We start from the raw sequence: 21,656 nt of genomic DNA, 5'->3' as shown, positions 1-21,656 counted from the left end.
CCGGGCGTTCCGCGGGTCCGAATCCCGGGCCCGGGCCCGGCACGCCGTACGCAGCCAGCAGCCCGGTCGCAGGTTTTCCCGCGCCGGGCGGATCCGGTGGCGGGCGGCGTGCGTCGAACCGGCGTAGATCCCCGCAACGAGATGGAGTGCACCGTGCGAAGCAGACTTGGGCGGATCGCCGCGAGCCTGACGGCCGGGCTGGTGCTGGTCACCGCGGCGGGCTGCACACGCCAGGCCATGGCCGGGGATCCGGCGCCCGGCGGCTCGGGCGGGCCGGTCACCGCCGCGCAGGACCGGGACGTCGCGGTCTACACGCAGGTGCTGCGCCGGTACCTGAGCACGCCGAGCGAGAACTCGTTCCCGGAGCGCACGTTCCGGCACGTGTACGTGCTGGACCGGGCGATGCCGGACGCCGGCGACCCGCAGGCGCGGCCGGTCACCGGGGAGTCGATCCCGGCCGGCACGCAGCGGGCGGTCGCGGGCGCGCTGGCCGACGTCGGGCCGGTGACCTTCGTCGCGGACCGGGAGTCGGTGACCGTGCTGGAGAACGGCTGCGCCGTCGTGCGGGACGGCGGCATCCTGGTCACGCTCGGGCCGGTGGACGGCGCCGGGGACCGGGTCGAGGTCGGCGTGTACGGCTTCGTCGCCTGCCTCGGCGCGACCTGGCTGACGTACGTGGTGCGGCACACAGCCGGCGCCGGCTGGCAGGTCACCGGGACCACCGGGCCGATGGCGATCTCCTGATCGGCACCGGGGCCTGTGTCACGGCCCGGCGGGTGTGGGTGGGAGTTCGGCGCGGCCGAGCAGGTGCGCGGTCCTCGGGGTGAGGGCGGCCGGCGCGAACCCGAACCGGTCCAGGTCGGTGATGGTGAAGCCGGCGCGGGTGATGGTCGCGGCCGTGTCGCGGTTGGGGTGGCAGCCACCGGCCACCCGGGACCACAGCGGGGTGGCGGCGTCCTCCAGAAGCCCGACGAGGCGCCGCGCCGAGCGGACGTGCTCGTAGAAGCGCAGCTGCCCGCCGGGGCGCAGGACCCGCCGCACCTCGGCCAGGGCGGCGTCGGGGTCCGCGACGCTGCACAGCACGAGCGAGCACACGGCGGCGTCGAACGTGCCGGGCTGCGCGGGCAGGTGCTCGGCGGTGCCGGCCACGACGGTGACCGGGACCGGCGCGCCGGCGGCCGCCTTCGTGGCGAGGTCACGCAGGTACGGGTCGGGCTCGACCGCCAGCACGGCGGTGACCTGCGCCGGGTAGTGCGCGAAGCAGGCCCCGGTGCCGGCGCCGACCTCCACGACCGTGCCGCTGAGACCGGCGAGCAGACGGGCGCGGTGGGTGGCGGCGCCGCGCGCGTCCATGCGCGGGACCGCGGCGGCGAACGCCCGCGCGAAGCGTTCCTGCCCTGCGCCACGTCCTGCCCACTGTCCTGGCACGAACCCGATTGTCGCCGCGGCCGGCCGCCGGCGCAATCAACGGCCGACGGCCGCCGGCCCAGCCAGTCGCCGGCGCGGTCAGCGGCCGGCCCGGTCAGGTGGGGGTGACCGCGAGGAGGGCGCCGCCGGGCCGCAGGGCGTACTCGAGGCGTCCGACGGTGTCGTCGTACACGGACAGGCCGACGACGGCGGCGCCGTCCGGCACGGGGCCGGGCTCGAACGCCGGGCCGCCGCCGAAGGGCTGCCAGCGCAGGTCGGTCCCGCCCACATGCACCGCCGCGGTGGTGGGGCCGACCGCGCACACCGCCGCGAGCAGGACGAGGCCGGCGATGTCGGCGGTCACGTACGGCGGGTGCGACGGCCACCGGTCGACGTCGACGACCGCGGCGACCCCGGCCGGGTCGGGAACGAGCGCCGCCGGGTCGATGCCGGGACGCCAGCCGGGAACGGCCGCGGCGCGGCGTGCCGGCGGACCGGGTCGACGACGGCGGCGGGCGCGCCGAGCGCCTCGAGGGCGGCCGCCTTCGCCCCGGCCCGCGCCGCGGTGGTGGCGGCCAGGGTCCCGTCGGCGGTCAGCGCCGCCACGACCGCCGGCAGGCGGCGCCGGATGAACCGTTCCAGGTCCCCCGCCCACCGGGGTGCGCCCGTCGCGCCGGGGATGACGCGGTGGTCGGTGGTCGCCGCCCGTACCGCGGCAGCCAACGCCAGCACGTCGGCCTCGGCGATCGGGTAGACGTGCGGGCCCGGCGGGAAGTGACCGTGCAGCTCGCCGGCCGCGTCCAGCCACAGCGTGTCCGCGGGTCGCGACCCGCTCACCCGGCGAGGAACCGGTCGAGGCGGCCGGTCTCCAGGTGCTCGACGTCGCCGCCGGCGTCGAGTGCGGACTGCAGGAGCATCGCGAGCGAGGTGCCGAGCATCGGGACGTCGGCCGGGTCGCCGGCCAGGTCGCCCCGCCGGTAGCTCATGGAGGAGTCGGCGTCGGCCACCCGGCACAGCATCCAGTGTTCCGTCTGTGCGGCCTCGTCGAGCACCGACGCGATGCTGCGGCCGTCGTCCAGCTCGACGAGGGCCGAGCCCACGTGCGTGCCGCCGACGCGGAACTGGCGACGCTCGTTGTCCGGCACGAGCCGCCACCGGCCGCCGAACAGGGTGGCGGCGCCGATCCGCGAGTAGAGCGCGACAACGTCGGCGGAGCCTTCCGGCCCGAATTCCGCCGGCGGGGCGGTGACCTCGTGCTCGGCCACGATCCGGTCGATCACGTCGTCGATCTGGACGGCGGCGGGGACCACGTGCCAGCCGGCGACGGGCCGCAGCGCGCCGTCCGGGTCCTGGGCGACCGCGACGAGCCCGCCCTCCAGCGCGACCACCCGGTAGTCGCCGGCACCGCGGTCGTTGACGTTGATGATGACCCGCGACAGCGTGGCCGGGACCGAGGTGCTGAGGATGCCGGGGCCGGAGTAGAAGCCGCCGTGGTCCGGGGTCACCCCGCGGGGCTCGCCGAGTGGCAGGTCCAGCATCTCGTTGGGCCTGTCGACGGTGGTGCCGGCGAGGTACGGATAGAAACGGGTGATCCAGCCGGTGATGACGTCACCGCCGTACGCGTCGACCGGGTTGTAGATCCGCTGCCAGAACGCGCGGTCCGGGGTGCCGGCCGCGGCGGCGACGAACTCGTCGGCGATCGGCGCCAGCGACCGGCGCCAGTGCTGCAGCCCGAAGCGGTCCAGGGCGTCGACCCTCCCCCGGATGCGCCGCCAGTCCTCGACGGTGCCGGTGACGGTGACCGACGGGATGCCGCAGACGGCGACGAGCCAGAACGCGAAGTACGGCGAGTACACGTCGAGCAGCACCACCCGGCCCGCCATCCGGTCGGTGTCGGTGCTGGTGGAGAAGTCGCACTCGAACAGGTCGGTGTCGTCGACCTCACCGGCGAGCAGCTTGGCGAACATCTCGGTGGTGCCGGCCCAGCCGGCGGTGTCCACCGGCACGGCCGGGACCTCCACGGCGAGCCGTTTCCGGCCGGCGTGGCGGACCAGGAGTGCACGCAGTTCCTCGGCGTGCAGGCGGACGTGCTGCGCGACCCCCTGCGCGATGGTCAGCCACACCGCGTCGGGCGACAGCACCAGCGGCCGGTGCTCGGCGAACGCCCGGGCGACGGCGCTCAGCAGCGGGTGCACGCCGTCCGGCGCCAGCACCGGCAGCGCCGGGTCGCCGCCGACGACCAGGGCGTCGGGGAACAGCTCGCCGAGCGGGCGCTGCGGCAGCCGCTGCGCGGCCGGGGTGACGTCGTCGACGGTGAACGTGACCATGCCCCGAACCGTAGTCGCCCGTCGCCGTTACCGGGTGCCCGTCACATCGCTCACCGGGTCACACCGGTTGGAGCAGGGCCTCGGCCTCGGCGACGACCGGCTGGGGGTCGGTCCGGGCCGGCAGCACGAGCGTGTAGCCGACCTGGCGGACGGTGCCGATCATCGACTCGTGCTCGGTGCCGAGCTTGGCGCGCAGGCGGCGCACGTGGACGTCGACGGTGCGGTGGCCGCCGAAGTAGTCGTACCCCCACACCTCGCGCAGCAGCTGGTCGCGGGTGAAGACCCGGCCGGGGTGCTGGGCGAGGTACCGCAGCAGCTCGAACTCCTTGTAGGTGAGGTTGAGCGGGCGGCCCTTGAGCTTGGCGGCGTAGGTGTCGGGGTCGATGCGCAGCGCACCGGCGGTGATGAGGTTGCTCGACGCGCCCGCGGCCGCTAACGCCGCCTGGGTGGCCAGGCGCAGCCGGGCGTCGACCTCGGCGGGGCCGGCGCCGGCGAGGACGACGTCGGTGATGCCCCAGTCGGCGGCGACGGCGACCAGCCCGGCCTCCTCGACCACGGCGATCACCGGGGCGCGCAGCCCGGTGGTGCGCAGCAGCCGGCAGAAGGCGCGGGCCTCGGCGAGCCGGTGCCGGGCGTCGACGAGCACCACGTCCGGCTCGGGGCCGGTGGTGCAGGCCTGCACGTCATACCCCGTGACCCGCCGGGCGTGGGCCAGCAGGTCCAGGGCCGGCAGGACGCGGCTCGCCGATCCGCCCGCGGGCTGGGCCGTCACTACCAGGATCTCCACGTGGTGCCACCTCTCGCCCTGCCGCAACGATGCCGGTCAGCGTCCACCACGATTGTTTCGGTTCCGGTCAGCGGGGCCCGCACGTGGCGCAGCCCACACCCCGGCGGCGGCCGGCCCGGCGGTGACGAGCGCCGCCGGGCCGGCCGCGGGTCAGAACCCGGTGTTCAGACCGCTGTACGTGTAGTTGACGCCGACGGTGTAGTCGTAGTCGCTGCCCCAGCCGCAGTACCAGATGCTGATGTCGTCCAGGCAGAGATGACGCGCGAGTTGGAATTGTTGTCCTCGTACGACAGGAAGTAGGTGTTCGTGTCGTAGCCGCCGTAGTGGCCCGTCCACAGGCCGTTGTTCTGGATGTGCACGGAGGCCCGCCAGCCGGGGAACAGGCTGCGGAAGTTGGACTGGTAGTAGTCGTTGCCGTTGCAGGTGCCGTTGACCGGGTCCTCGACCACGTAGACGGTGCCCTCGACGATGAGCGAGTGGGTGGCCTCGTTGCCGCTGACACAGGCCGCGTGCGGCGCCGGCGGCCGCACTCCCACATGCATAGACGTACGCACATGGGTTAGGCAGACTGGACAGGGTCGACGGCGCCCGAGGAGGACGGCCATGCTGCTGCGGGAGATGGCGTACGTGCCGGTGACGCTGCTGCGGCAGTACGGCAGCCGCGGGGCGCTGCGCCGGTTCCAGCTGCGCCGGTTGAACCGGTTCCTGGCGCACGCGAACGCGAACGTGCCCTACTACCGCGGCACCCTGCCGCAGCTGGAGAGCCTCGCCGACCTGGCGCGCCTGCCGCTGGTGACGAAGGCGGTCATGCGCGCCACCCCGAACCGGCGGTTCGTCGCCGACGGGGTCGACACCGGCGCGTGCCTGCAGTGGTCCAGCAGCGGCACGACCGGGCACCGGATCACCGGCTGGCACGACATGAACGCCCACGACTACCACATGGCCGCCTGCGTGCGGCGGTTCTTCGCGACCCGCCGGTACCTGCCGTGGGACCGGCTCGCGCACCTCAAGCCGTTCCCGATGCCGGGGCGGCTGGTGGAGAAGGTGGGCCTGTTCCGGCGGCACGTCATCCTGACGACGTCGCCGCCGGCCGAGTGGGTCGCGGACCTGCTGGCGTACCGGCCGAAGGTGCTCATCGGCTACCCGGTGCACCTGCGGGAGCTGGTGCGCACGATGACCGCCGCGCAGCGGGCCGCGCTGGGCCGGGACCTGCGGCTGGTGCTGACCGAGTCGGAGCTGCTGGTGCCGGCGTGCCGGGCGCTGCTCGAAGAGGGGTTCGGGGTGCCGGTCCGCGACGAGTACTCCGCCTACGAGACGCTGAACATCTACTTCGAGTGCCACCTCGGCGGGCGGCACCTGGCCGAGGACCGGGTCTGGGTGGAGGTGCTCGACGAGCACGGCGACCCGGTGCCCGACGGCACCGAGGGGCAGATCGTGGTGACCGCGTTCCAGGAGCGCGCGATGCCGCTGGTGCGCTACGCGCTGGGTGACCTCGGCACGATCTCGCCGCACCCTTGCCGGTGCGGGCGGCGGCTCCGCACGATGACGCTGACCAGCGGGCGGATGAACGACGCGGTGGTGCTGCCGGACGGGCGGAAGCTCTTCGGCGACGTGTTCCTGGGCGTGGCGATGTACGAGCCGGGCGTCGCGGAGATGTACGTGCGGCAGGACGCCGCCGGCACGATCCGCGTGTTCGTCGTGCCGGACGGCTCGCTGCCGGCCGAGGCGGTGCTGGCCGCCACCGAGCGGACGCTGCTGCAGCGGGCCGGCGGGCCGGTGCCGCTGCAGATGCAGCTCAGCGACCGCATCCCGCTGACCCCCGGAGGCAAGGGCCAGCTGGTGCTCAGCGAGTACGCGCCGGCCCTGGCGATCAACCGGGCAGACTGAGCCCGGCGGGCGCGGCGGCCGGCGCGGCTGCGGGCGTGGCGGCGGGCGCGGCGGCGGATGTGGCGGCGGATGTGGCGGCGGGCGTGGCGGCGGGCGCGGCGGCGAACTCCAGCACGAGCACGTCCAGGGCCGCCGCGAGACGCGCCCGGGCGGTGGCCGCGTCGGGGCCGGTCACCACCAGGTAGCCGAGCTTGTTGGCGGACTGGTCGAACGGGCGCACCACGGCGCCCGGCTCGGCGTACACCTCGCAGCACACGACGCCGGGCAGCGCGCGGGCCTGCGCCAGGTCACCGACGGCGGTCAGCACCGCGTCGCCGGGCAGGGGTGAGGCCAGGACGTGGATGACGCCGGCGTCGTCGCGCGACGGGGTCAGGTCGAAGGGTTCGCCGAGGGCCAGCGACACGAGCGCGGCGACGGTGTCGACGCCGTACACGTGCCGCATCAGCGTCGGGAAGGCGTTGCCGCACAGCCGGGCGTTGGCCTCCAGCACGGCGAAGGAGCCGTCGTCGCGGAGGATGACGTCGAAGTTGGCCGGGCCGTCGATGAGGTCGATCGCCCGGCAGAGCCGCCCGGCGGCCAGCACCAGCCGGTCGCGGACGGCGGCGCCGACGGCGGCCGGGCCGGCGTGCCCGCCGATGACGAACCGCGGCCCGGGCACGATGCGTTTCTCGGTGATACCGGCGAACGCGACCTGCCCGGCGCGCATGAACACGTCGACGGTGAGGTTGCGCCCGGCGAGGAACTCCTCGACGAGCAGCGGCCCGCCGGGGGCGGTGAAGCGGGCCGCGTAGTCCAGGGCCACCGGCAGGCCGGTGGGGTCCTCGACGAGGCTGATGCCCTTGCTGCCGGACGTGTCCGGCGGCTTGACCACGACCGGGAAGCCGATCTGGTGCGCGGCGCGGATGAGCGCGGCCCGGTCGGCGCCCTGGTGCCAGCGGTACCCGGGGACGCCGGCGGCGCGCACGATCCGGTGGAACGCGGACTTGTCCAGCGAGGCGCGGGCGGCGCCGGCGGGGAACCGGTACGGCAGCTCGTAGCGCCTGCTCAGCTCGTGCCAGCTCCACAGCCCGGCGTCGCTGGCGGCGGCGACGACGGCGGTGGGGCGGCGCCCGTCGAGCGCGGCGACGATGCCCTCGTGGTCCTTGATGCTGACCGGCAGCCACACGTCGGCGTACGGGTACGCGGGCCGGTCGCGGCGCGCGTCGACGCCGATGGTGGGGATGCCGCGGCGGCGGGCCTCGAGGTAGACGGGCAGCTGGTCCTCGCTGGCGCCCAGGATGAGCATCATCGGGCCGGCTCCCGCACCGCGGGCGCCTCGGCGTACAGCGAGTCCTCCGGGGCGATCGGGATGTTCGCCTCCCGCACGTAGAACAGCGCCGGGCGCACCGAGCCGCGCACCAGGCGGTGCACGTACGCGGCGAGGACACCGACGGCGCCGAGCAGCACGACCTCGCCGGCGAGGGCACCTGCGGGGGAACCGATGGCGCCCGCGATGAGCACGACCGGGACGGCGAGCGCGACCGCGGCGTACAGCCACGTGAGGGGGCGCAGCGAGAAGCCGAAGAACAGCTCGGCGCTGTGCGCGAACAGCCGCCACACCGCCCACCGGGACCCGCCGTCCTGCCGCTGCCGGTGCGCGACGTCGACGGTCGCCCAGCGCGCGCCGAGCAGCGGCATCGTGGCGACGAAGTACGGGGTGGCCAGGCGCAGGTCGACGGCCCGGCGCGCGACGCTGGCCCGCACCACGCGGAACACCGACGAGCCGTAGACCAGGTCGACGCCGAACACCCGCTGCGCGAGGCGCTGCTGGACAGCGGAGCCGAGCCGGCGGAACAGCGGGTCGTGGCGTTCGCGGCGGATGCCGTACACCACGTCGTAGCCTTCGAGGGCCTTGGCAATGAGCTTCGGCGCCTCGGCCGGCGGGGACTGCAGGTCGGCGTCGAGCTGCACGACCCAGGTGCCGCGGGCGTAGCGGAACCCGGCGCCGTGCGCGGCCTCGAGGCCGAAGTTGCGGGAGAACGACACGTACCGCACCCGCGGGTCGCGGGCGCTGAGCGCCTTGACCTTGTCGAGGGTGCCGTCGGTGGAGCCGTCGTCGACGAACAGGATCTCCAGGTCCGGGTAGCCGGACAGCTCGGCGTCGATGGTCGCGTGGACCTCGTCGACCTGCCCCTCCTCGTTGAAGCAGGGGATGAACGCGGTCAGCGACGGCGCCCGCGGCGGGTCGTCGCCGGTGCGGGGGCTCGGCACCGCCGGGCGGGTGGCGGTCACCGGGGCCGCCCGGGGCGGGGACCGCTGGTGGACGTGCGGCGCATGCGACCTCCTCGACTCCGGACAGACACTCAGTCGCCCAGCGCGGCCAGCCACGACGGCGGCAGGTTGCGGCGCACCTCGATCGCGTCGAACACCGACGGCTCGCGCGGGCCGTGCCGGCGCACCCAGGCCGCCATCGCCGCGAGCCCCTCGGCCAGGGGTGTCTCGCCGTCGGTGAGGCCGAAGCACTTGCGGACCTTGTCGTGGTCGGCGTACGCCTGCCGCACCTCGTTGCGGGCCGGCAGGTGGGTGACCCGCAGCGGCACGCCCATCGCCTCGGCGGTCGCGCGGGCCAGCTCGTTGAGCGAGTACACGGTGTCGCCGCCGATGTTGAACGTCTCGTTGTACGCGGCCGGGTTCGTCACCGACCGGGCGAGGACCGGCGCCACGTCGCCGATGTGGGTGAAGGCGCGGACCTGCTCGCCGTCGCCGAAGACGGTGAAAGGCTCGCCGCGCAGCGCCTGGTTCATGAAGATGCCGATGACGTTGCGGTACCGGTCGCCGATGTTCTGGTACTCGCCGTAGACGTTGTGCGGGCGGAAGATGACGTACGGCAGGCCGAACATCTCGTGCGTGACCCGCAGCTCCTGCTCGACGGCGAGCTTGGCGATGCCGTACGGGTCCTCCGGCGCGGGCACCAGGTCCTCGCTCATCGGCACCTGGTTGCTGCCGTAGACGGCGATGGAGGAGGTGAACACGAAGCAGCGCACGGTGCCGGCGTTGACCGCGGCGTTGATCAGGGTGACGCTGCCGACGACGTTGTTGGTGTAGTTGAACCGTTTGATGAAGTGGCTGAGCCCCTCGGCGGCGTACGCGGCGAGGTGGAACACGTAGTCGAACCGGAACTCGGCGAACAGCGCGGCCACCGCCGCCGCGTCGCACACGTCCCCCTGCCGGAACAGCGCGCCGGCGGGGACGTTGTGCGGCGAGCCGCCGCTGAGGTCGTCCAGGACGACGACCCGGTGGCCGTCGGCGAGCAGCGCGCGGGCCACGTTCGCACCGATGAACCCGGCACCGCCGGTGACCAGCGCGGTCGTCACCATGTCAGATCTCCTTCCGCCGGTCTGCGCGGGCTCAGATCCGGGCCTCGACCTGCTCCGTCCCGGTGCCGGCCGGGTCGCCGCGGCGCCGGGAGCGCGGGAGCGTGAACCACCGGGTCGGCGCCGCCAGCACGAACACGACGAGCACGACGTGCACGGCGATGAAGGCGTACGCCTCGTACTTGCTCGGGTAGTGGCCGAGGAACACCTTGATGTGCGACGCCCAGGTCCACACGTCGGGGATGGTGCTCCACTGCGGGTCGGTGTGGTCGTTGACCGTCAGGAACGCCAGGTCCTCCAGGCCCGACACCATGATCAGCAGCATCGCGTAGGCGATGCGCCGGGCGTTGCCGGGTGTGCCGCCGCCCAGCCGGTACGCGAGGGTGAGCGCCATGATGATGATCGGGGTCAGCACGAGAATGTGGTAGTACACGGTCGGGAAATCGTCCAGATAGAAGAAGATCTTCGGTACGAAGTACAGGAAGAACACGCAGAACATGATCGGCACCAGAATCCGCACCAGGTGCAGCCGGCGGGCCAGCTCCGTTTCCAGGCGGGCGATCGCCTCGGTGGCGAAGATGAACGGCAGCAGCTTGAACAGGAAGATCCCCAGCGACTTGACCTCGCGGTCGTGCGGCAGGACGAACCACACGACGGCGGCGGTGCCGGCCGCGAGCGCCAGCAGGACGAGAAACGCCACGTTCCGGCGGAGGACCTGGCTCATCGGCTGCTCTCTTACTGTCGGTGCGCCAACGCTGCGGCGCTGAGGCTGCAAACCCGCCCGAAGCATACGCGTCCGTCACTGCCTCAGCACGGCGCGCAATTGACGGCAGCAAATGATGAAGGGGGCATGCAAGGGGGGTGCGGCGGGTCAGTCCCGCTCGACCGGCAGCCGCACATGCAGGCGGGTGCCGCCGCCGGTGGGGCTGTCCAGGCGCATCGTGCCGCCCAGCGCCTCGATGCGGTCGGCGAGGCCGACCCGTCCCGACCCGCGCCCGAAGTCGGCGCCGCCGGCGCCGTCGTCGCTCACCGACACCTCGAGGCGCCCGTCGCGCACCGCCGCGCCGACCCGGACCACGCTGGCCCGGGCGTGCTTGGCGGCGTTGGCGAGGGCCTCGGCGGCCGCGTAGTACGCGGCGACCTCGACCGGCTCGGGCAGCCGAAGAGCAGCAGCACACCGGTGGCCAGCACCATCCGGCGGATCAGCCCGCCCTGCCCACCGCGCACGCCCACCGTCGACCTCCACAACATCCTCTGGAGGTGCATGCCCCGCACGGTGCCGCTCACGCCTCCCCCGGGCCCATTGCCGGCCTTCGAGACCTCGGCTCGTTCCTCCCCGGGCTCAGTCCGGTGACATCCCGCCGACCGACCCGTGGCAGACGACGCCGGGCGGCGGGTCACCGGCGAACACGACGTCGCCGTGGAACGTGGCCCGGCCGGACGGGCCGCCGAGCGTGAACGCCACCCGGTCGAAGCGGCTGCCGTTCCGCGGCGATGAAGGTCCGTTCGGCCGAGCGGCGCCGCTATCCGGGGGGCACCGCGGACGGGTCGTCGATCATGCGCTCGATCACGGCGCCGGCGCCGCCGCGGGCCGCGGCGGTGAAGCCGAGGTCGGAGGCGACGAAGTGGCAGCGGGCCGCGGGTGAGGCCATGGCCAGGCGGGTGAGCTGGGTCTGCGCGGCGGGGATCAGGTGGTCGGCGAGGTCGGCGAAGTAGCCGCCGAGCACGACGACGCGCGGGTTGAACAGGTTGACCAGGATCGCGCCGCCGAGGCCGAGCCAGCGGCCGATGCCGGCGACCGCGTCCAGCGCCGCCGGGTCCTGCGCGTCGAGGCGGCGGCGGACCTCGGCGATGCGCTCCCGCGGATCGGGCACGGGTCCGTCGCCCAGGCCGTACGCGAACTCGGGGGTGATGCGGCGGACCAGTTCGGCGAGGCCGACCTTGGTCTCCCAGCAGCCGGTCCGGCCGCAACCGCACGGGTCCCCGTCGAGCTCGACCGGCAGGTGGCCGATCTCGCCGGAGAACCCGTCGGCGCCGCGCAGCAGCCGGCCGCCGGTGATGGCGCCGCCGCCGACGCCGACGGAGCCGGTGAGGTAGACGAGGTCGTCGGTGCCGGCGGCGACGCCCCACGTGTACTCGGCCAGCGCGGCGAGGTTCGCGTCGTTGTCGACGCCGACCTGCAGCGCGGGGTCGAGGCCGGCGGCGAGGCGGGACACCACGGGCACGTCGCGCCAGCCGAGGTTCGGGGCGACGACGACCACGCCGCGGGCGACGTCGACCAGGCCGGGCACGGCGACGGTGAGCCCGACGGGGGTGACGCCCCGCGCGGCGAGCTCGGCGAGCGCCCGGTCGGCGGCGGTGGCCAGGTCGGCCAGGCAGCCGTCGACGTCGCGGCGCTGCGCGTCGAAGCCGAGGCGGCGCTCCACGATCGTGCGGCCCGTCAGGTCGCAGCCGTGCACCGCCAGGTAGTCCACGTTGATCTCGATGCCGACGGCGCCGAGCTGCGGGGACAGGGCCACGCCGCGGCCGGGGCGGCCGGCGGAGCCGGAGCGCTCCAGGCCGGTCTCGCGCACCAGGCGGCGGGCGAGCAGCTCCTCGACGAGGCTCGACACGGTCGTCTTGTGCAGGCCGGTGCCGGCCGCGATCGCGGCGCGGGAGCCGGGCCCGTTGACGCGGATGTGGCGCAGGGTCCGGCTCAGGTTGACCCGGCGCACGGCGAGCTGGTCGACCGGCTCCGGGACCGGTCGCGCCGCGGTCATGCTCACCATCGGTGCCTCCAGCCGACGTCGCGTCCTCCGCACAGCATGGTGGCGCCGGAGGACGCGGATCGGACCACTTTTCGAAAGACTACGGCTGCGGCTGGCGGCGGATGAGGGCGGCGTCGATCACCGCCGACGGGCCGGCCGGGCTGGGGTTGCGCTGGGCGTCGGTGAGGTGCTCGGTGACCAGCCGTTGCACCTCGTCGACGGCGCCCTGCTCGATGAGGGCGAGGATGCGCCCGTGCGTCCGGCCGGCGGCGCGGCGCTCACTCAACGGTACCCCGGTCGTCTCGCGGATCCGGGTGGCCCAGTCCTGCTCGTGGCTGGACCACAGCGCTTCCAGCGCCCCGGCGAGCACGATGAGCGGCGGGTTGCCGCACAGGCCGACCAGGGCCTCGTGGAAGCGGCGGGACACGCCGACGACCTCGACCAGGTCGTCGATGCGGGCGAGGTACTCCTCGTGCAGGGCCCGCAGCACCGGCACCACGGTGTCGGCGCGGTCGGGCCGGCCGGCGCACAGGGCGGCGCAGGCCGGCTCGACGTGGCGCAGCGCGGTGGCGACGTCGTCGATGCCGGCGCGCTGCGCGGCGAGGACGAGTCCCAGGTTGTAGCCGAGGTTGGCGGCCGACGGGCGGTGCACCACGGCGCCGCCGAGGCGCCCCCGGCGCACCGTGATGAGCCCTTCGGCCTCCAGGATCCGCATCGCCTCGCGGAACGTCGGCATGCTCACCGGGTACCGCTGGATGAGCTCCTCGGACTTGGGCAGCGGCGCGCCGTCGGCGAGCTCACCGCGCAGGATCTGCCCGCGGATGTGATCGGCCACCTGCTCGACGAGCCGGTCGCCCCGCGGTGCATCGGTCATGGGTCCGGCAGTTTAGTAGGCGTCCGGGTCGTCCTGGACCGCGGGTGGCACCGGGTGCCGGTACACCCTGGAGGCGTTCTCCCAGGTCATCTTCCGCACGTCGGCCTCGGGCAGGCCGCCGATCTCCTCCTCGATGGTGCGCTGGGTGTGCGGCCAGGTCGAGTCGCAGTGCGGGTAGTCCTGCTCCAGGAAAATGTGGTCGACGCCGATGACGTCGCGCAGCGCGAACGACGACGGGTCCTCCACGGCGCAGAAGTAGAAGTTGCGCAGCAGCACCTCGGCGGGGGTGAGCTCGATGCCCTTCCAGGTGCCGTACATCTGGTGGTAGCTCAGCATGTGGTTGAGCCGGTCGACCAGGCCGGGCACCCAGCCGATACCGCCCTCCGACAGCACGATCTTGATGTCGGGGAACCGGACGGGGATGCGGGAGTACAGCCAGTCCACCGCGGAGAACATCGAGTACCCGAAGAACAGCACGCCGACGACGTCCGGCGGGGCGTCCGGCGCCGTCGACGGTGACGTGCCCGACGAGCCGATGTGCAGGTTGATGACGGTGCCGGTCTCCTCGCAGGCGCGCATGATCGGGTCCCAGTGCCCGGTGTGCAGCGACGGCAGGCCGAGCAGGTGCGGCGCCTCGGTGAACGTGACGGCCTTGAAGCCGCGTTCGGCGTTGCGGTAGATCTCCCGCGCGCCGACCTCGGGGTCCAGGAAGTACGGCAGCTGGCACGGGATCATCCGGTCCGGGTACGCGCCGGACCACGCCTCGATGTTCCACTCGTTCCAGGCGCGGGTCGCGGCCAGGGCCAGCTCGGTGTCCTTCGTGGACAGTTGCAGCCGCTGCCCGGCGAAGCCCGGCAGGAACGACGGGAAGCACAGCGAGGCGTACACGCCGCTGAGGTCCATGTCCTTGATGCGTTCGTGGATGTCCCACGAGCCGCGGCGCATGTCGTCGAAGCGGCTCGGCTCCATGCTGTACTCGTCGACGGGCCGGCCGACGACGGCGTTGAAGCCGACGTTGGGGAACTCCTTGCCGTCGTAGATCCACACGTGACTGCCGTCCTGCTCGACGACCCGGGGCGTCTGCTCGGCGAACTTCGCCGGCATCCGGCCCTCGAACGCGTCGGGCGGCTCGACGATGTGGTCGTCGACGGAGATGAACGTGTACTTGCGCGGCTGCCGGGGCGGGTCCGGCAGGAACGTCACCTTCGACCGGTCGGCGACGGTGAACGCCGTGTTCTGCAGCAGCTCGTCGATCGATGCCATGGCGGTTGCCTCTCAGTCTGTGCTTCAGTCGAGTACTTCGGGTTCGCGGCGCAGCAGGGAGCGCACGGCGCCGGCCCAGAACACGTCGGTGCCGCGCTCCAGCAGCGACTTCTTCATCCCGTGCCGCAGCCCGGGGGCGATCTGCAGCGGGTCGCGGCCCAGCAGCATCACGTCGTAGGCGAGGCGGCAGGCGCGGTCGATGCTGGCCGAGCGGTACGTCGCCTCCTGGATCGTCGGGGCGGTGACGATGATGCCGTGGCTGGCGAGGATGACCACGGAGCTGTCGCCGATGCGGCGGGCCAGGTCGGCGCCGAGCGCGGCGTCGTCGACCTCGCCGGTGTACTCGTGCACGAGGGCGAGGTCACCGTCGTACATGCACCCGGTCTGGTGCACGATCTGCGGCAGCACCCCGATCGCGGCCAGCACGGTGACGTAGTAGGGATGGTTGTGCACGACGACCCGGGCGTCGGGCCGGACGCGGTGCAGCTCGGTGTGGATGTGGATGGCCGGGGTGACGTCCCACCTGCCCTCCAGGACGGTGCCGCCGCGGTCGACGACGCACAGGTCGGACGCGGTGATCTCCTCCCACCACAGGCCCCACGGGTTGACCCACATGGCGCCGTCAGGACCGCCGTCAGGGCCGTCGCTTCTGACCATCGTGATGTGCCCGGCGATGTTCTCGCTGAAGCCGCTGTGCCCCAGGATGCGGAACGCGCAGGCGAGGGCCTGCCGCTCGGTGAGGTCGACCCCGATCGGCGGGCTGATCCGCGGCGACCAGGTGGCGGTCCCGCCGTCGCGCATGGGCGCGTCCGTCGAGCCGGGCGGTGCTGTCGTGAGTGTCACGGCTCACCTCCAAATCTTTTAGAAGATTAAGCTCGCCGGTACCGGCGAATCAAGCAATCGCTTGGTTGTTTTTTGGGCGGCGTGGCCGGCGGGGAGCCAGCACTGTCGGCATCGCGTCGCAGCGGTGCCGATCAATCGACAGACGTGATTGTCTTCGGGGGTCATGTCCGCTCCTTTCCGCCAGAAGGGGGATCCACGTGCGCAGAGCGCTCCACGTACTGATCGCCGCGTCGCTCGTCACGGTCGGGGGTGTCGCCGCGGCCGGTTCGCCGGCCGCCGCGGCGCTGCCCGACGCCCACGGGTTCGTGCTGTGGAACGGCGCCGCCACCGTCCCGTCCGGGACCTGGCCCGCCGCGACCTCGGTCGCAGCCGGCCCGGCCGGCGTCTACACGATCAAGTTCCCCGGTCAGGCCGCCAAGGGCGGCGTCGTCCACGTGACCGCCGTCAACGCCGGGCCGCGCTTCTGCCAGGCGGTCAAATGGGGGCCGTCCGGCCTGGACGAGATCGTCGTCGTGCTGTGCTCGCAGCCCGGCGGCGCGCTCGTGCCGACCGCGTTCAGCGCCGTGTTCGAGGCCAGCTCCGGCCCGTCCGGCGCGATCAACGGCGAGTTCGGCTACGTCGACTTCGACGACGCGACCGGCACGATGGTCGACCAGTACAACTCCGCCGGCGCGGTCAACGGCGTCACCCCGCTCGGCGGCGGGCTGTACGAGGTGAAGCTGCCCGGCCTGAGCACCGCCGGGCCGATCGACGGCAGCCTCCAGGTGACCGCGGTCAACAGCACGCCCGCCCGGTGCAAGGTGCGCAACTGGACGTCCAGCCCGGGCGGCCAGGTCGCCTACGTCGCCTGCTTCACCTCGACCGGCGCGCCGTTCAAGACCCGGTTCACCCTCACGTACCAGTACAACCAGTCGCTGTGGGGCGCCGGGTGGCCGCCGAAGTACTTCGGTTACCTGTGGTTCCGCCCGCCGGTGGGGCCGCCGGCCACCAACTTCAACTCCCAGCTCGGCTTCGGCGCCAACACCCTCATGGGCGCGGGAACGGGCCTGTCGCTGGTCACGTTCCCGCGGCTGGCCGTGCTGCCCGACAACGTCCAGGTGACCGCGGCCGGCGGCACTTCGGACTTCTGCAACCTGCTCACGACATGGGCGCACTCGCCGACCGACATCATCGTGCGCGACGTCGCCTGCTACACCAGCGGTGGCGCGCGGGTCGACACCGGCTTCCTGATCAGCGCCAACTCCGCCAACTGACCGACCGCCGGCGCCCCGCCGTCACGCCGGCGGCGGGGTGTACCGGTAGACGGCGAAGACGAAGTCGGGGCAGACGATCTGGCAGGCGGTGCAGCCGGTGCAGCCGTCGTGCAGCTCCGGGTACCGGTAACCCTGCTCGTTGACCGTCGCCGACATGCTCAGCACGTTGGGCGGGCAGGCGGCGAGGCACAGCTCGCAGCCCTTGCAGCGTTCCGTGTCGATGACCAGCGTGCCGCGGCTCATGATTCGCGGCTCCTCGCTCCGCTGCGGCCCGCTCATGCCGCCCCCTCCGCTGCGCTCCGGTGCCGGCCTGAGCTCCAAACTGCGCTCATGATTCGCGGCTCCTCGCTCCGCTGCGGCCCGCTCATGCCGCCCCCTCCGCTGCGCTCCGGCGCCGGCCTGAGCTCCAAACTGCCACATGATGAGCGGCCCGAGCCGCTCCGCTGGCCGCTCATGCTCGCGCTCCCTTCAGGACGGCCGCCGCGTCCGTCCACTCGGCACTGTCCTCATCGGAGGGTGGGAAGACGCCGCGGCGGCGCAGCGCGGCGACGGCGTTGTCCGCGGTGAGGCGCAGGTGGGCCAGGGCGGCGGCGCCGGCGGCCTCGACGTCGCCGTCGCGGATGGCGGCATACTCGGCGTGCAGCGCGGCCCGCTCGGCGGGCAGGGCGTCGTCGATGGAGAACCGGGCCGCGGCCGGGACCAGGCCGCTGAACGTGCGCAGCAGCGCCCGCAGGTGGTTGCGGGCCCCGGCGACGTTGACGACCCGGCGGAACTCCCGGGCGATGGACTCGAACTCGGCCGGGTCGTCGCAGCCGGCGAGCCGCTCGTCGAGCTTCGCCAGGGCCTCCAGGACCGCCGGGTCGCGGCGGGCCGCGACCCGGCGGTTGGTGAGCGCGCTGAGCATGCCGTACAGCTCGAACGCCTCCCGGACGGTGGCGTCGTCGAACTCGCCGACGAACGCGCGCCGGTAGTGGGCGCGGTCCACCAGGCCGTCGCGTTCGAGCTGGATGAGGCCCTCGCGGACCGGCACCCGGCTGACCCCGAGCGTCTCGGCGATCTCGTCCAGGTCGAGGCGCTGGCCGCTGCGCAGCTCGCCGGCGAACAACAGGTCCAGCACGTGCGCGGCGACCGCCTCGCTGGTGTTGGCGCGCTGCAGCTTCACCGGGTCACCAGCTCGCCGATGCCGTACGTCTGCTCCATCGTGCCCTGCTGGTAGGTGGGGCCCTCGGCGGTCGGCACGAACCAGCCGGTCGGGCACATGGTGAGGATCTCCACCAGGCTGAACCCGGCCCCGTCGAGCTGGGTCTGGAACGCCTTGCGCAGCATCCGCTTGGCCTGCAGCACGCCGGCGGCGGTGGACACCGCGCCGCGGGCCACGTAGGCGCTGCCGCGCAGCGACGCGACGAGGTCGGCGAGCGGGATCGGGTAGCCGTGCGTCTCGGGGTCACGGCCGTCGATGCTGGTCTTGGTGCGCTGGCCGAGCACGGTGGTGGCGGTCTGCTGGCCGCCGGTGTCGCCGAAGACCCCGTTGTTGAGCATCACGCAGGTGATGTTCTCACCGCGGGCGGCGGCGTGCAGCACCTCCTGCAGGCCCTCGTTGGCCATGTCGCCGTCGCCCTGCAGGGTGAACACGGCGACCCCGGGACGGACCCGCTTGATGCCGGTGGCGCACGCGGGGGCCCGGCCGTGCAGGCACTGCAGCACGTCGACGTCCATGATGCGCACGAAGCTGCCGTAGCAGCCGTGCCCGACGACGCCGATGCTGCGCTGGACGATGTCGAGCTCCTGGAGCACCTCCAGCAGGATGCGCAGGGCGACGGGCTCGCCGCAGCCGGGGCACAGCGAGTGCTCACCGAGCAGCAGGCTGGGCTTGAAGTCCGCGACCTGCTTCGCGGGAACGACCGGCGGCCCGGACGTGTCAATGATCATGTCGCACCTAGGATTCGTTCGCGGATCACTGGGGCGTCCAGCAGCGGACCGTAGGACAGGCCGGACTCGGCGATGCTGACCCCGCCGATGAACCGGACGGCGTCCCGGTCGTCGGCGTGGATGCGCACGTCGTCGAGCATCTGCCCGGCGTTGAGCTCGAAGACCAGGACGTTGCGGGCGCCGGTGGTCGCCCGCCGCAGCGCGGCACCGGGGAACGGCCACAGTGTCACGGGACGGAACCAGCCGATGCGGTGCCCCTCGGCGCGCAGCCCGGCCACGACGTGCTCGACGAACTTCGCCGCGGTGCCGAACGCGACCACGACGGTCTCGGCGTCGTCCACCATGGACTCCTCGTGGCGCTGCTCCAGCGCGGCGATCCGGTCGAACTTCTCGGCGATCGCGCGCCAGTGCCCGTCGGGGCCGGGACCGGGGTCGTTCGCCTTGCCCATGGCCCACGTCCAGATCTGGCGGCTGCGGCCGGTGCCGCCGCCGGTGCCGTCCAGCGCCCAGTCCTTCGCCGGCAGCGGGCCGAAGTCGAGGGGCTGGATGTCGACGCCGACGCGGGTCTGGGCGAGCAGCGGGTCGCCGTACAGCATCACCGGCGCCCGGTGCTTGTCGGCGAGATGGAACAGCAGCTGGGTGTGCTCGACCGCCTCGGGGATGTCCTTCGGGGCCAGGGTGATCGTGCGGTAGTCGCCCCAGCCGCCGCCGCGGGTGGCCTGGAAGTAGTCCTGCTGGTTGCGGGCGAGGTTGAACACCACGAACGGGGTCTCGTTGAGCGCGGCCTCGGCGATCGCCTCCTGCATGAGCGCGATGCCCTGCCCGCACGAGCCGGTCGCGGCCCGCGCCCCCGCCGCGGCGGCGCCGAGGGTCATGTTGACGCCCTCGATCTCGCTCTCGGCGTTGAGGCATACCCCGCCGGCCGCCGGCAGCCGCCGGGACATCTCCTCCAGCAGGCCGGTGAACGGCGACATCGGGTACCCGGTGAAGAACCGGCACCCGGCGGCGATGGCGGCCTCGGCCATGGCGGCGCCGCCCTCGAGCAGCTGCAGCGTCATGCCGGCACCCCCGCCACCCCCGCCACCGCTGCCGCGCCGGCCTCGATCGCCCGGGCGTTCGCGGGCGCGTGTTGTCTGCGGTACGGCGGCAGCAGCTCCTCCATCGCCGCGGCCAGCGACGCGGGCTGGACCAGCTCCGTCAGGGCGTTGTACGCACCGAGCAGCACGAACCCGGACGCCTGCGGCGCCTCGGCCGCCTTGGCGGTGCCCGTCGCGTCGACCGCGAACACGCGCAGGTCGGCGCGGAACCCGCCGGGGTCGACGAGCGGGGTGTTGGCCACGACGATGGCACCGGTGCGCAGCCGGTCCTGCACGCCCTCCGAGAAGCGGTGGTGGGCGAAGATGGCCGACCAGGCCGACGGCAGGATCGGCAGGGCCTGCAGCGGGGCGTCGCCGACGACCACGCCGGCCTTGGACGGCCCGCCACGCATCTCGCCGCCGTAGTCCGCGGCAAGCATCGCGTAGCGCCCCTCCCTGGTGGCGGCGAGGGCGAGGGTCTTGGCCAGCAGCTGGATGCCCTGCCCGCCGACCCCGGTGACGATGAGCTCCCGCTCCATCCGTGCCTCCCTTGACGAGATTTGAATATTGAATACAAAATCTGATCGTAGCGTCAAGCGGTCGAGGAGAGCACCAGATGCGGGCTTTGGTACTGCGTGGCTTCGGCGACGCCACCGTCGAGGAGGTCCCGGACCCGGTTCCCGGGCCGGACGAGGTCGTCATCGACGTCGCCTGCGTCCAGCCGAGCGTCACGGAGTGCATGCTGATCGCCGGGGACCCGGTCGCCATGCACGACGTGCTCGCCGCCCGGCTCGCGGCCGGCCCGACCCGCTTCGGCGGCCACGAGTTCGCCGGCGTCGTCAGTGCCGTCGGCGCGGCGCACGCCGCCGGCGGGAGCGGGCCTTCCGCGGCCGCCGCCGGGCTCGGGTTCGGCGTCGGGGACCGGGTGACCGCCGTGGAGACCGCGGCGTGCGGTGCGTGCGCCGCGTGCCGGCGCGACCGGCCCGACGCGTGCCCCTCCCCCGGCGTGCTCGGCTTCACCAGGCCGGGCGCGTTCGCCGAGCGGGTCGCCGTCCCGGCGAAGTCCGTGGTCGCCGTGCCGGACGGGGTCACCGCCGCGCAGGCCGCGGCCGTGCAACCCCTCGCCGGGGCACTGCACGGGCACGCCATCGCCGACGTCCGCCCCGGCGACAGCGTCCTGATCCTCGGCGCCGGCGTCATGGGCGTGCTGCACACCCAGGTGGCCCGGCACGGCGGCGCGGGCCTGATCATCGTCACCGGGCGCAGCCCCGCCAAGCGGCAGCTCGCCTTCGAGGCGGGCGCCGACCTCGTCCTGGACGCGGCCGACGACGTGCTCGCCGCGGTCCTGGCCGCGACCGGCGGCATCGGCGCCGACGTGGTGTTCGAGACCGCGGGCGGCACGCCGAGCGCCGGCCTCGCCGGCACGTCCACGCTGGACCTCGCCGCCCGGTGCGTGCGCCGCGGCGGGCGGATCGTCATGGTCGCCGTCCTGCCCCGGCAGGCCACCGCGCCGCTGGGGCTGCTGCGCGAACGGGCGGTGGCGCTGCTGCACCCGCGCTCCGGTGCGGGCGGCTACTCCCCCGGCGCCGGCGCGTTCGAGCACGCGCTGCGGCTCGTGCGCCGCGGCGACGTCGACGTCGACCGCCTGGTCACCCACCGCCTCGACGGCGTCGACGCGCTGCCGAAGGCCCTGGACATCACCCGCGACAAGGCCGCTTACGGCGCGGCAGGCCCGGCCCAGGTCACCATCGGCCCCTGGGGCCGGTCATGAACGGCCCGGAGCGTCACCATGGACGTAGGCGCCGCTCGGACCGGCGCCGGAGCGCAGCGGAGGTGACGGCATGAGCGGCCCGCAGCGCAGCGGAGGGCTGCGAATCAGCAGCTCAGGGTGGAGCTCAGGCCGACGCCGG

The 21,656-nt window shown here is 73.6% G+C and carries 25 protein-coding genes; 4 read left to right on the top strand and 21 right to left on the bottom strand.

The window, feature by feature from the left end; translation table 11 throughout:
* Positions 1-153: 153 nt before the first annotated feature.
* Entirely contained in the window at positions 154-744 is a 591-nt protein-coding gene (locus AB0H83_RS19270) for a hypothetical protein (protein WP_360095258.1), read from the top strand.
* 18 nt (positions 745-762) lie between these two features.
* Here the strand turns inward: AB0H83_RS19270 and AB0H83_RS19265 are convergent, their stop codons facing one another.
* The 6 genes from AB0H83_RS19265 to AB0H83_RS19240 form a co-directional block, all read right to left on the bottom strand.
* Positions 763-1,428 carry a class I SAM-dependent methyltransferase gene (locus AB0H83_RS19265; protein ID WP_360095256.1) on the bottom strand — a complete coding sequence of 222 codons (666 nt, stop codon included), beginning with the start codon at positions 1,426-1,428 and terminating at the stop codon, positions 763-765.
* A 94-nt stretch (positions 1,429-1,522) separates the two neighbouring features.
* Complete coding sequence (locus AB0H83_RS19260; RefSeq protein WP_360095255.1) at positions 1,523-1,771, bottom strand: hypothetical protein; 249 nt, start codon at positions 1,769-1,771, stop codon at positions 1,523-1,525.
* Entirely contained in the window at positions 1,768-2,244 is a 477-nt protein-coding gene (locus AB0H83_RS19255; RefSeq protein WP_360095253.1) for a hypothetical protein, read from the bottom strand. Before AB0H83_RS19255 ends, AB0H83_RS19260 begins: the two co-directional genes overlap by 4 nt.
* A complete protein-coding gene (locus AB0H83_RS19250) occupies positions 2,241-3,734 on the bottom strand; it encodes a DUF4419 domain-containing protein (RefSeq protein WP_360095250.1) in 1,494 nt (497 codons plus the stop codon). The genes AB0H83_RS19255 and AB0H83_RS19250 overlap by 4 nt, the downstream gene beginning before the upstream one ends.
* Positions 3,735-3,792: 58 nt before the next feature.
* Positions 3,793-4,521, bottom strand: coding sequence for a response regulator transcription factor (locus tag AB0H83_RS19245; protein ID WP_360095247.1), 729 nt, complete (start codon positions 4,519-4,521; stop codon positions 3,793-3,795).
* Positions 4,522-4,685: 164 nt separating this feature from the next.
* Entirely contained in the window at positions 4,686-5,057 is a 372-nt protein-coding gene (locus AB0H83_RS19240; RefSeq protein ID WP_360095244.1) for a hypothetical protein, read from the bottom strand.
* Between the two features lie 67 nt (positions 5,058-5,124).
* Between AB0H83_RS19240 and AB0H83_RS19235 the strand changes: the two genes are divergently transcribed.
* Entirely contained in the window at positions 5,125-6,408 is a 1,284-nt protein-coding gene (locus AB0H83_RS19235) for a hypothetical protein (RefSeq protein WP_360095241.1), read from the top strand.
* Here AB0H83_RS19235 and AB0H83_RS19230 read toward each other — a convergent pair.
* From AB0H83_RS19230 to AB0H83_RS19185, 10 genes are all read right to left on the bottom strand, one after another.
* Positions 6,392-7,696 (bottom strand): ATP-grasp domain-containing protein, encoded by a 1,305-nt coding sequence (locus tag AB0H83_RS19230; RefSeq protein ID WP_360095238.1) that lies wholly within the window; start codon positions 7,694-7,696, stop codon positions 6,392-6,394. The two genes, AB0H83_RS19235 and AB0H83_RS19230, sit on opposite strands and share 17 nt — an antisense overlap.
* On the bottom strand, positions 7,693-8,679 hold the full coding sequence (locus AB0H83_RS19225; RefSeq protein ID WP_360095235.1) for a glycosyltransferase family 2 protein: 987 nt from the start codon (positions 8,677-8,679) through the stop codon (positions 7,693-7,695). Before AB0H83_RS19225 ends, AB0H83_RS19230 begins: the two co-directional genes overlap by 4 nt.
* Before the next feature lie 71 nt (positions 8,680-8,750).
* On the bottom strand, positions 8,751-9,764 hold the full coding sequence (locus tag AB0H83_RS19220; protein ID WP_360095232.1) for an NAD-dependent epimerase/dehydratase family protein: 1,014 nt from the start codon (positions 9,762-9,764) through the stop codon (positions 8,751-8,753).
* A 31-nt stretch (positions 9,765-9,795) separates the two neighbouring features.
* Positions 9,796-10,485: a hypothetical protein gene (locus AB0H83_RS19215; RefSeq protein WP_360095229.1), complete on the bottom strand. Its 690-nt coding sequence runs from the start codon at positions 10,483-10,485 to the stop codon at positions 9,796-9,798.
* A gap of 147 nt (positions 10,486-10,632) precedes the next feature.
* Positions 10,633-11,007, bottom strand: coding sequence for an ATP-binding protein (locus AB0H83_RS19210; protein WP_360095226.1), 375 nt, complete (start codon positions 11,005-11,007; stop codon positions 10,633-10,635).
* Between the two features lie 96 nt (positions 11,008-11,103).
* The gene (locus tag AB0H83_RS19205) at positions 11,104-11,226 is read right to left on the bottom strand and encodes a hypothetical protein (RefSeq protein WP_360095223.1); all 123 of its coding nucleotides are present in this window, start codon (positions 11,224-11,226) and stop codon (positions 11,104-11,106) included.
* Between the two features lie 58 nt (positions 11,227-11,284).
* Positions 11,285-12,529, bottom strand: coding sequence for an ROK family transcriptional regulator (locus AB0H83_RS19200; protein WP_360095220.1), 1,245 nt, complete (start codon positions 12,527-12,529; stop codon positions 11,285-11,287).
* A 79-nt stretch (positions 12,530-12,608) separates the two neighbouring features.
* Complete coding sequence (locus AB0H83_RS19195) at positions 12,609-13,382, bottom strand: FCD domain-containing protein (RefSeq protein WP_360095217.1); 774 nt, start codon at positions 13,380-13,382, stop codon at positions 12,609-12,611.
* Between the two features lie 12 nt (positions 13,383-13,394).
* Positions 13,395-14,645, bottom strand: a complete 1,251-nt coding sequence (locus AB0H83_RS19190) for an amidohydrolase family protein (protein ID WP_360095214.1) — start codon at positions 14,643-14,645, stop codon at positions 13,395-13,397.
* 24 nt (positions 14,646-14,669) lie between these two features.
* Positions 14,670-15,488: a class II aldolase/adducin family protein gene (locus AB0H83_RS19185; RefSeq protein WP_360095211.1), complete on the bottom strand. Its 819-nt coding sequence runs from the start codon at positions 15,486-15,488 to the stop codon at positions 14,670-14,672.
* 197 nt (positions 15,489-15,685) lie between these two features.
* Between AB0H83_RS19185 and AB0H83_RS19180 the strand changes: the two genes are divergently transcribed.
* Positions 15,686-16,741 (top strand): hypothetical protein, encoded by a 1,056-nt coding sequence (locus tag AB0H83_RS19180; RefSeq protein ID WP_360095208.1) that lies wholly within the window; start codon positions 15,686-15,688, stop codon positions 16,739-16,741.
* A gap of 21 nt (positions 16,742-16,762) precedes the next feature.
* Here the strand turns inward: AB0H83_RS19180 and AB0H83_RS19175 are convergent, their stop codons facing one another.
* The 5 genes from AB0H83_RS19175 to AB0H83_RS19155 all read right to left on the bottom strand — a co-directional run bounded on the left by AB0H83_RS19175 (position 16,763) and on the right by AB0H83_RS19155 (position 20,285).
* Complete coding sequence (locus tag AB0H83_RS19175) at positions 16,763-16,984, bottom strand: 4Fe-4S dicluster domain-containing protein (RefSeq protein ID WP_360095205.1); 222 nt, start codon at positions 16,982-16,984, stop codon at positions 16,763-16,765.
* Between the two features lie 208 nt (positions 16,985-17,192).
* Complete coding sequence (locus tag AB0H83_RS19170) at positions 17,193-17,903, bottom strand: GntR family transcriptional regulator (protein ID WP_360095202.1); 711 nt, start codon at positions 17,901-17,903, stop codon at positions 17,193-17,195.
* Positions 17,900-18,670, bottom strand: coding sequence for a thiamine pyrophosphate-dependent enzyme (locus AB0H83_RS19165; RefSeq protein WP_360095199.1), 771 nt, complete (start codon positions 18,668-18,670; stop codon positions 17,900-17,902). The genes AB0H83_RS19170 and AB0H83_RS19165 overlap by 4 nt, the downstream gene beginning before the upstream one ends.
* Positions 18,667-19,728: a hypothetical protein gene (locus AB0H83_RS19160; RefSeq protein WP_360095196.1), complete on the bottom strand. Its 1,062-nt coding sequence runs from the start codon at positions 19,726-19,728 to the stop codon at positions 18,667-18,669. Before AB0H83_RS19160 ends, AB0H83_RS19165 begins: the two co-directional genes overlap by 4 nt.
* The gene (locus AB0H83_RS19155) at positions 19,725-20,285 is read right to left on the bottom strand and encodes a 2-oxoacid:acceptor oxidoreductase family protein (protein ID WP_360095193.1); all 561 of its coding nucleotides are present in this window, start codon (positions 20,283-20,285) and stop codon (positions 19,725-19,727) included. The genes AB0H83_RS19160 and AB0H83_RS19155 overlap by 4 nt, the downstream gene beginning before the upstream one ends.
* A 77-nt stretch (positions 20,286-20,362) precedes the next feature.
* Between AB0H83_RS19155 and AB0H83_RS19150 the strand changes: the two genes are divergently transcribed.
* The gene (locus tag AB0H83_RS19150; protein ID WP_360095190.1) at positions 20,363-21,517 is read left to right on the top strand and encodes a zinc-binding dehydrogenase; all 1,155 of its coding nucleotides are present in this window, start codon (positions 20,363-20,365) and stop codon (positions 21,515-21,517) included.
* Positions 21,518-21,656: the final 139 nt, after the last annotated feature.

The sequence above is a fragment of the Dactylosporangium sp. NPDC050688 genome (genome assembly GCF_040654515.1).
Taxonomy (GTDB): Bacteria; Actinomycetota; Actinomycetes; order Mycobacteriales; family Micromonosporaceae; genus Dactylosporangium.
This window is presented reverse-complemented; position numbering and strand designations above follow the sequence as displayed.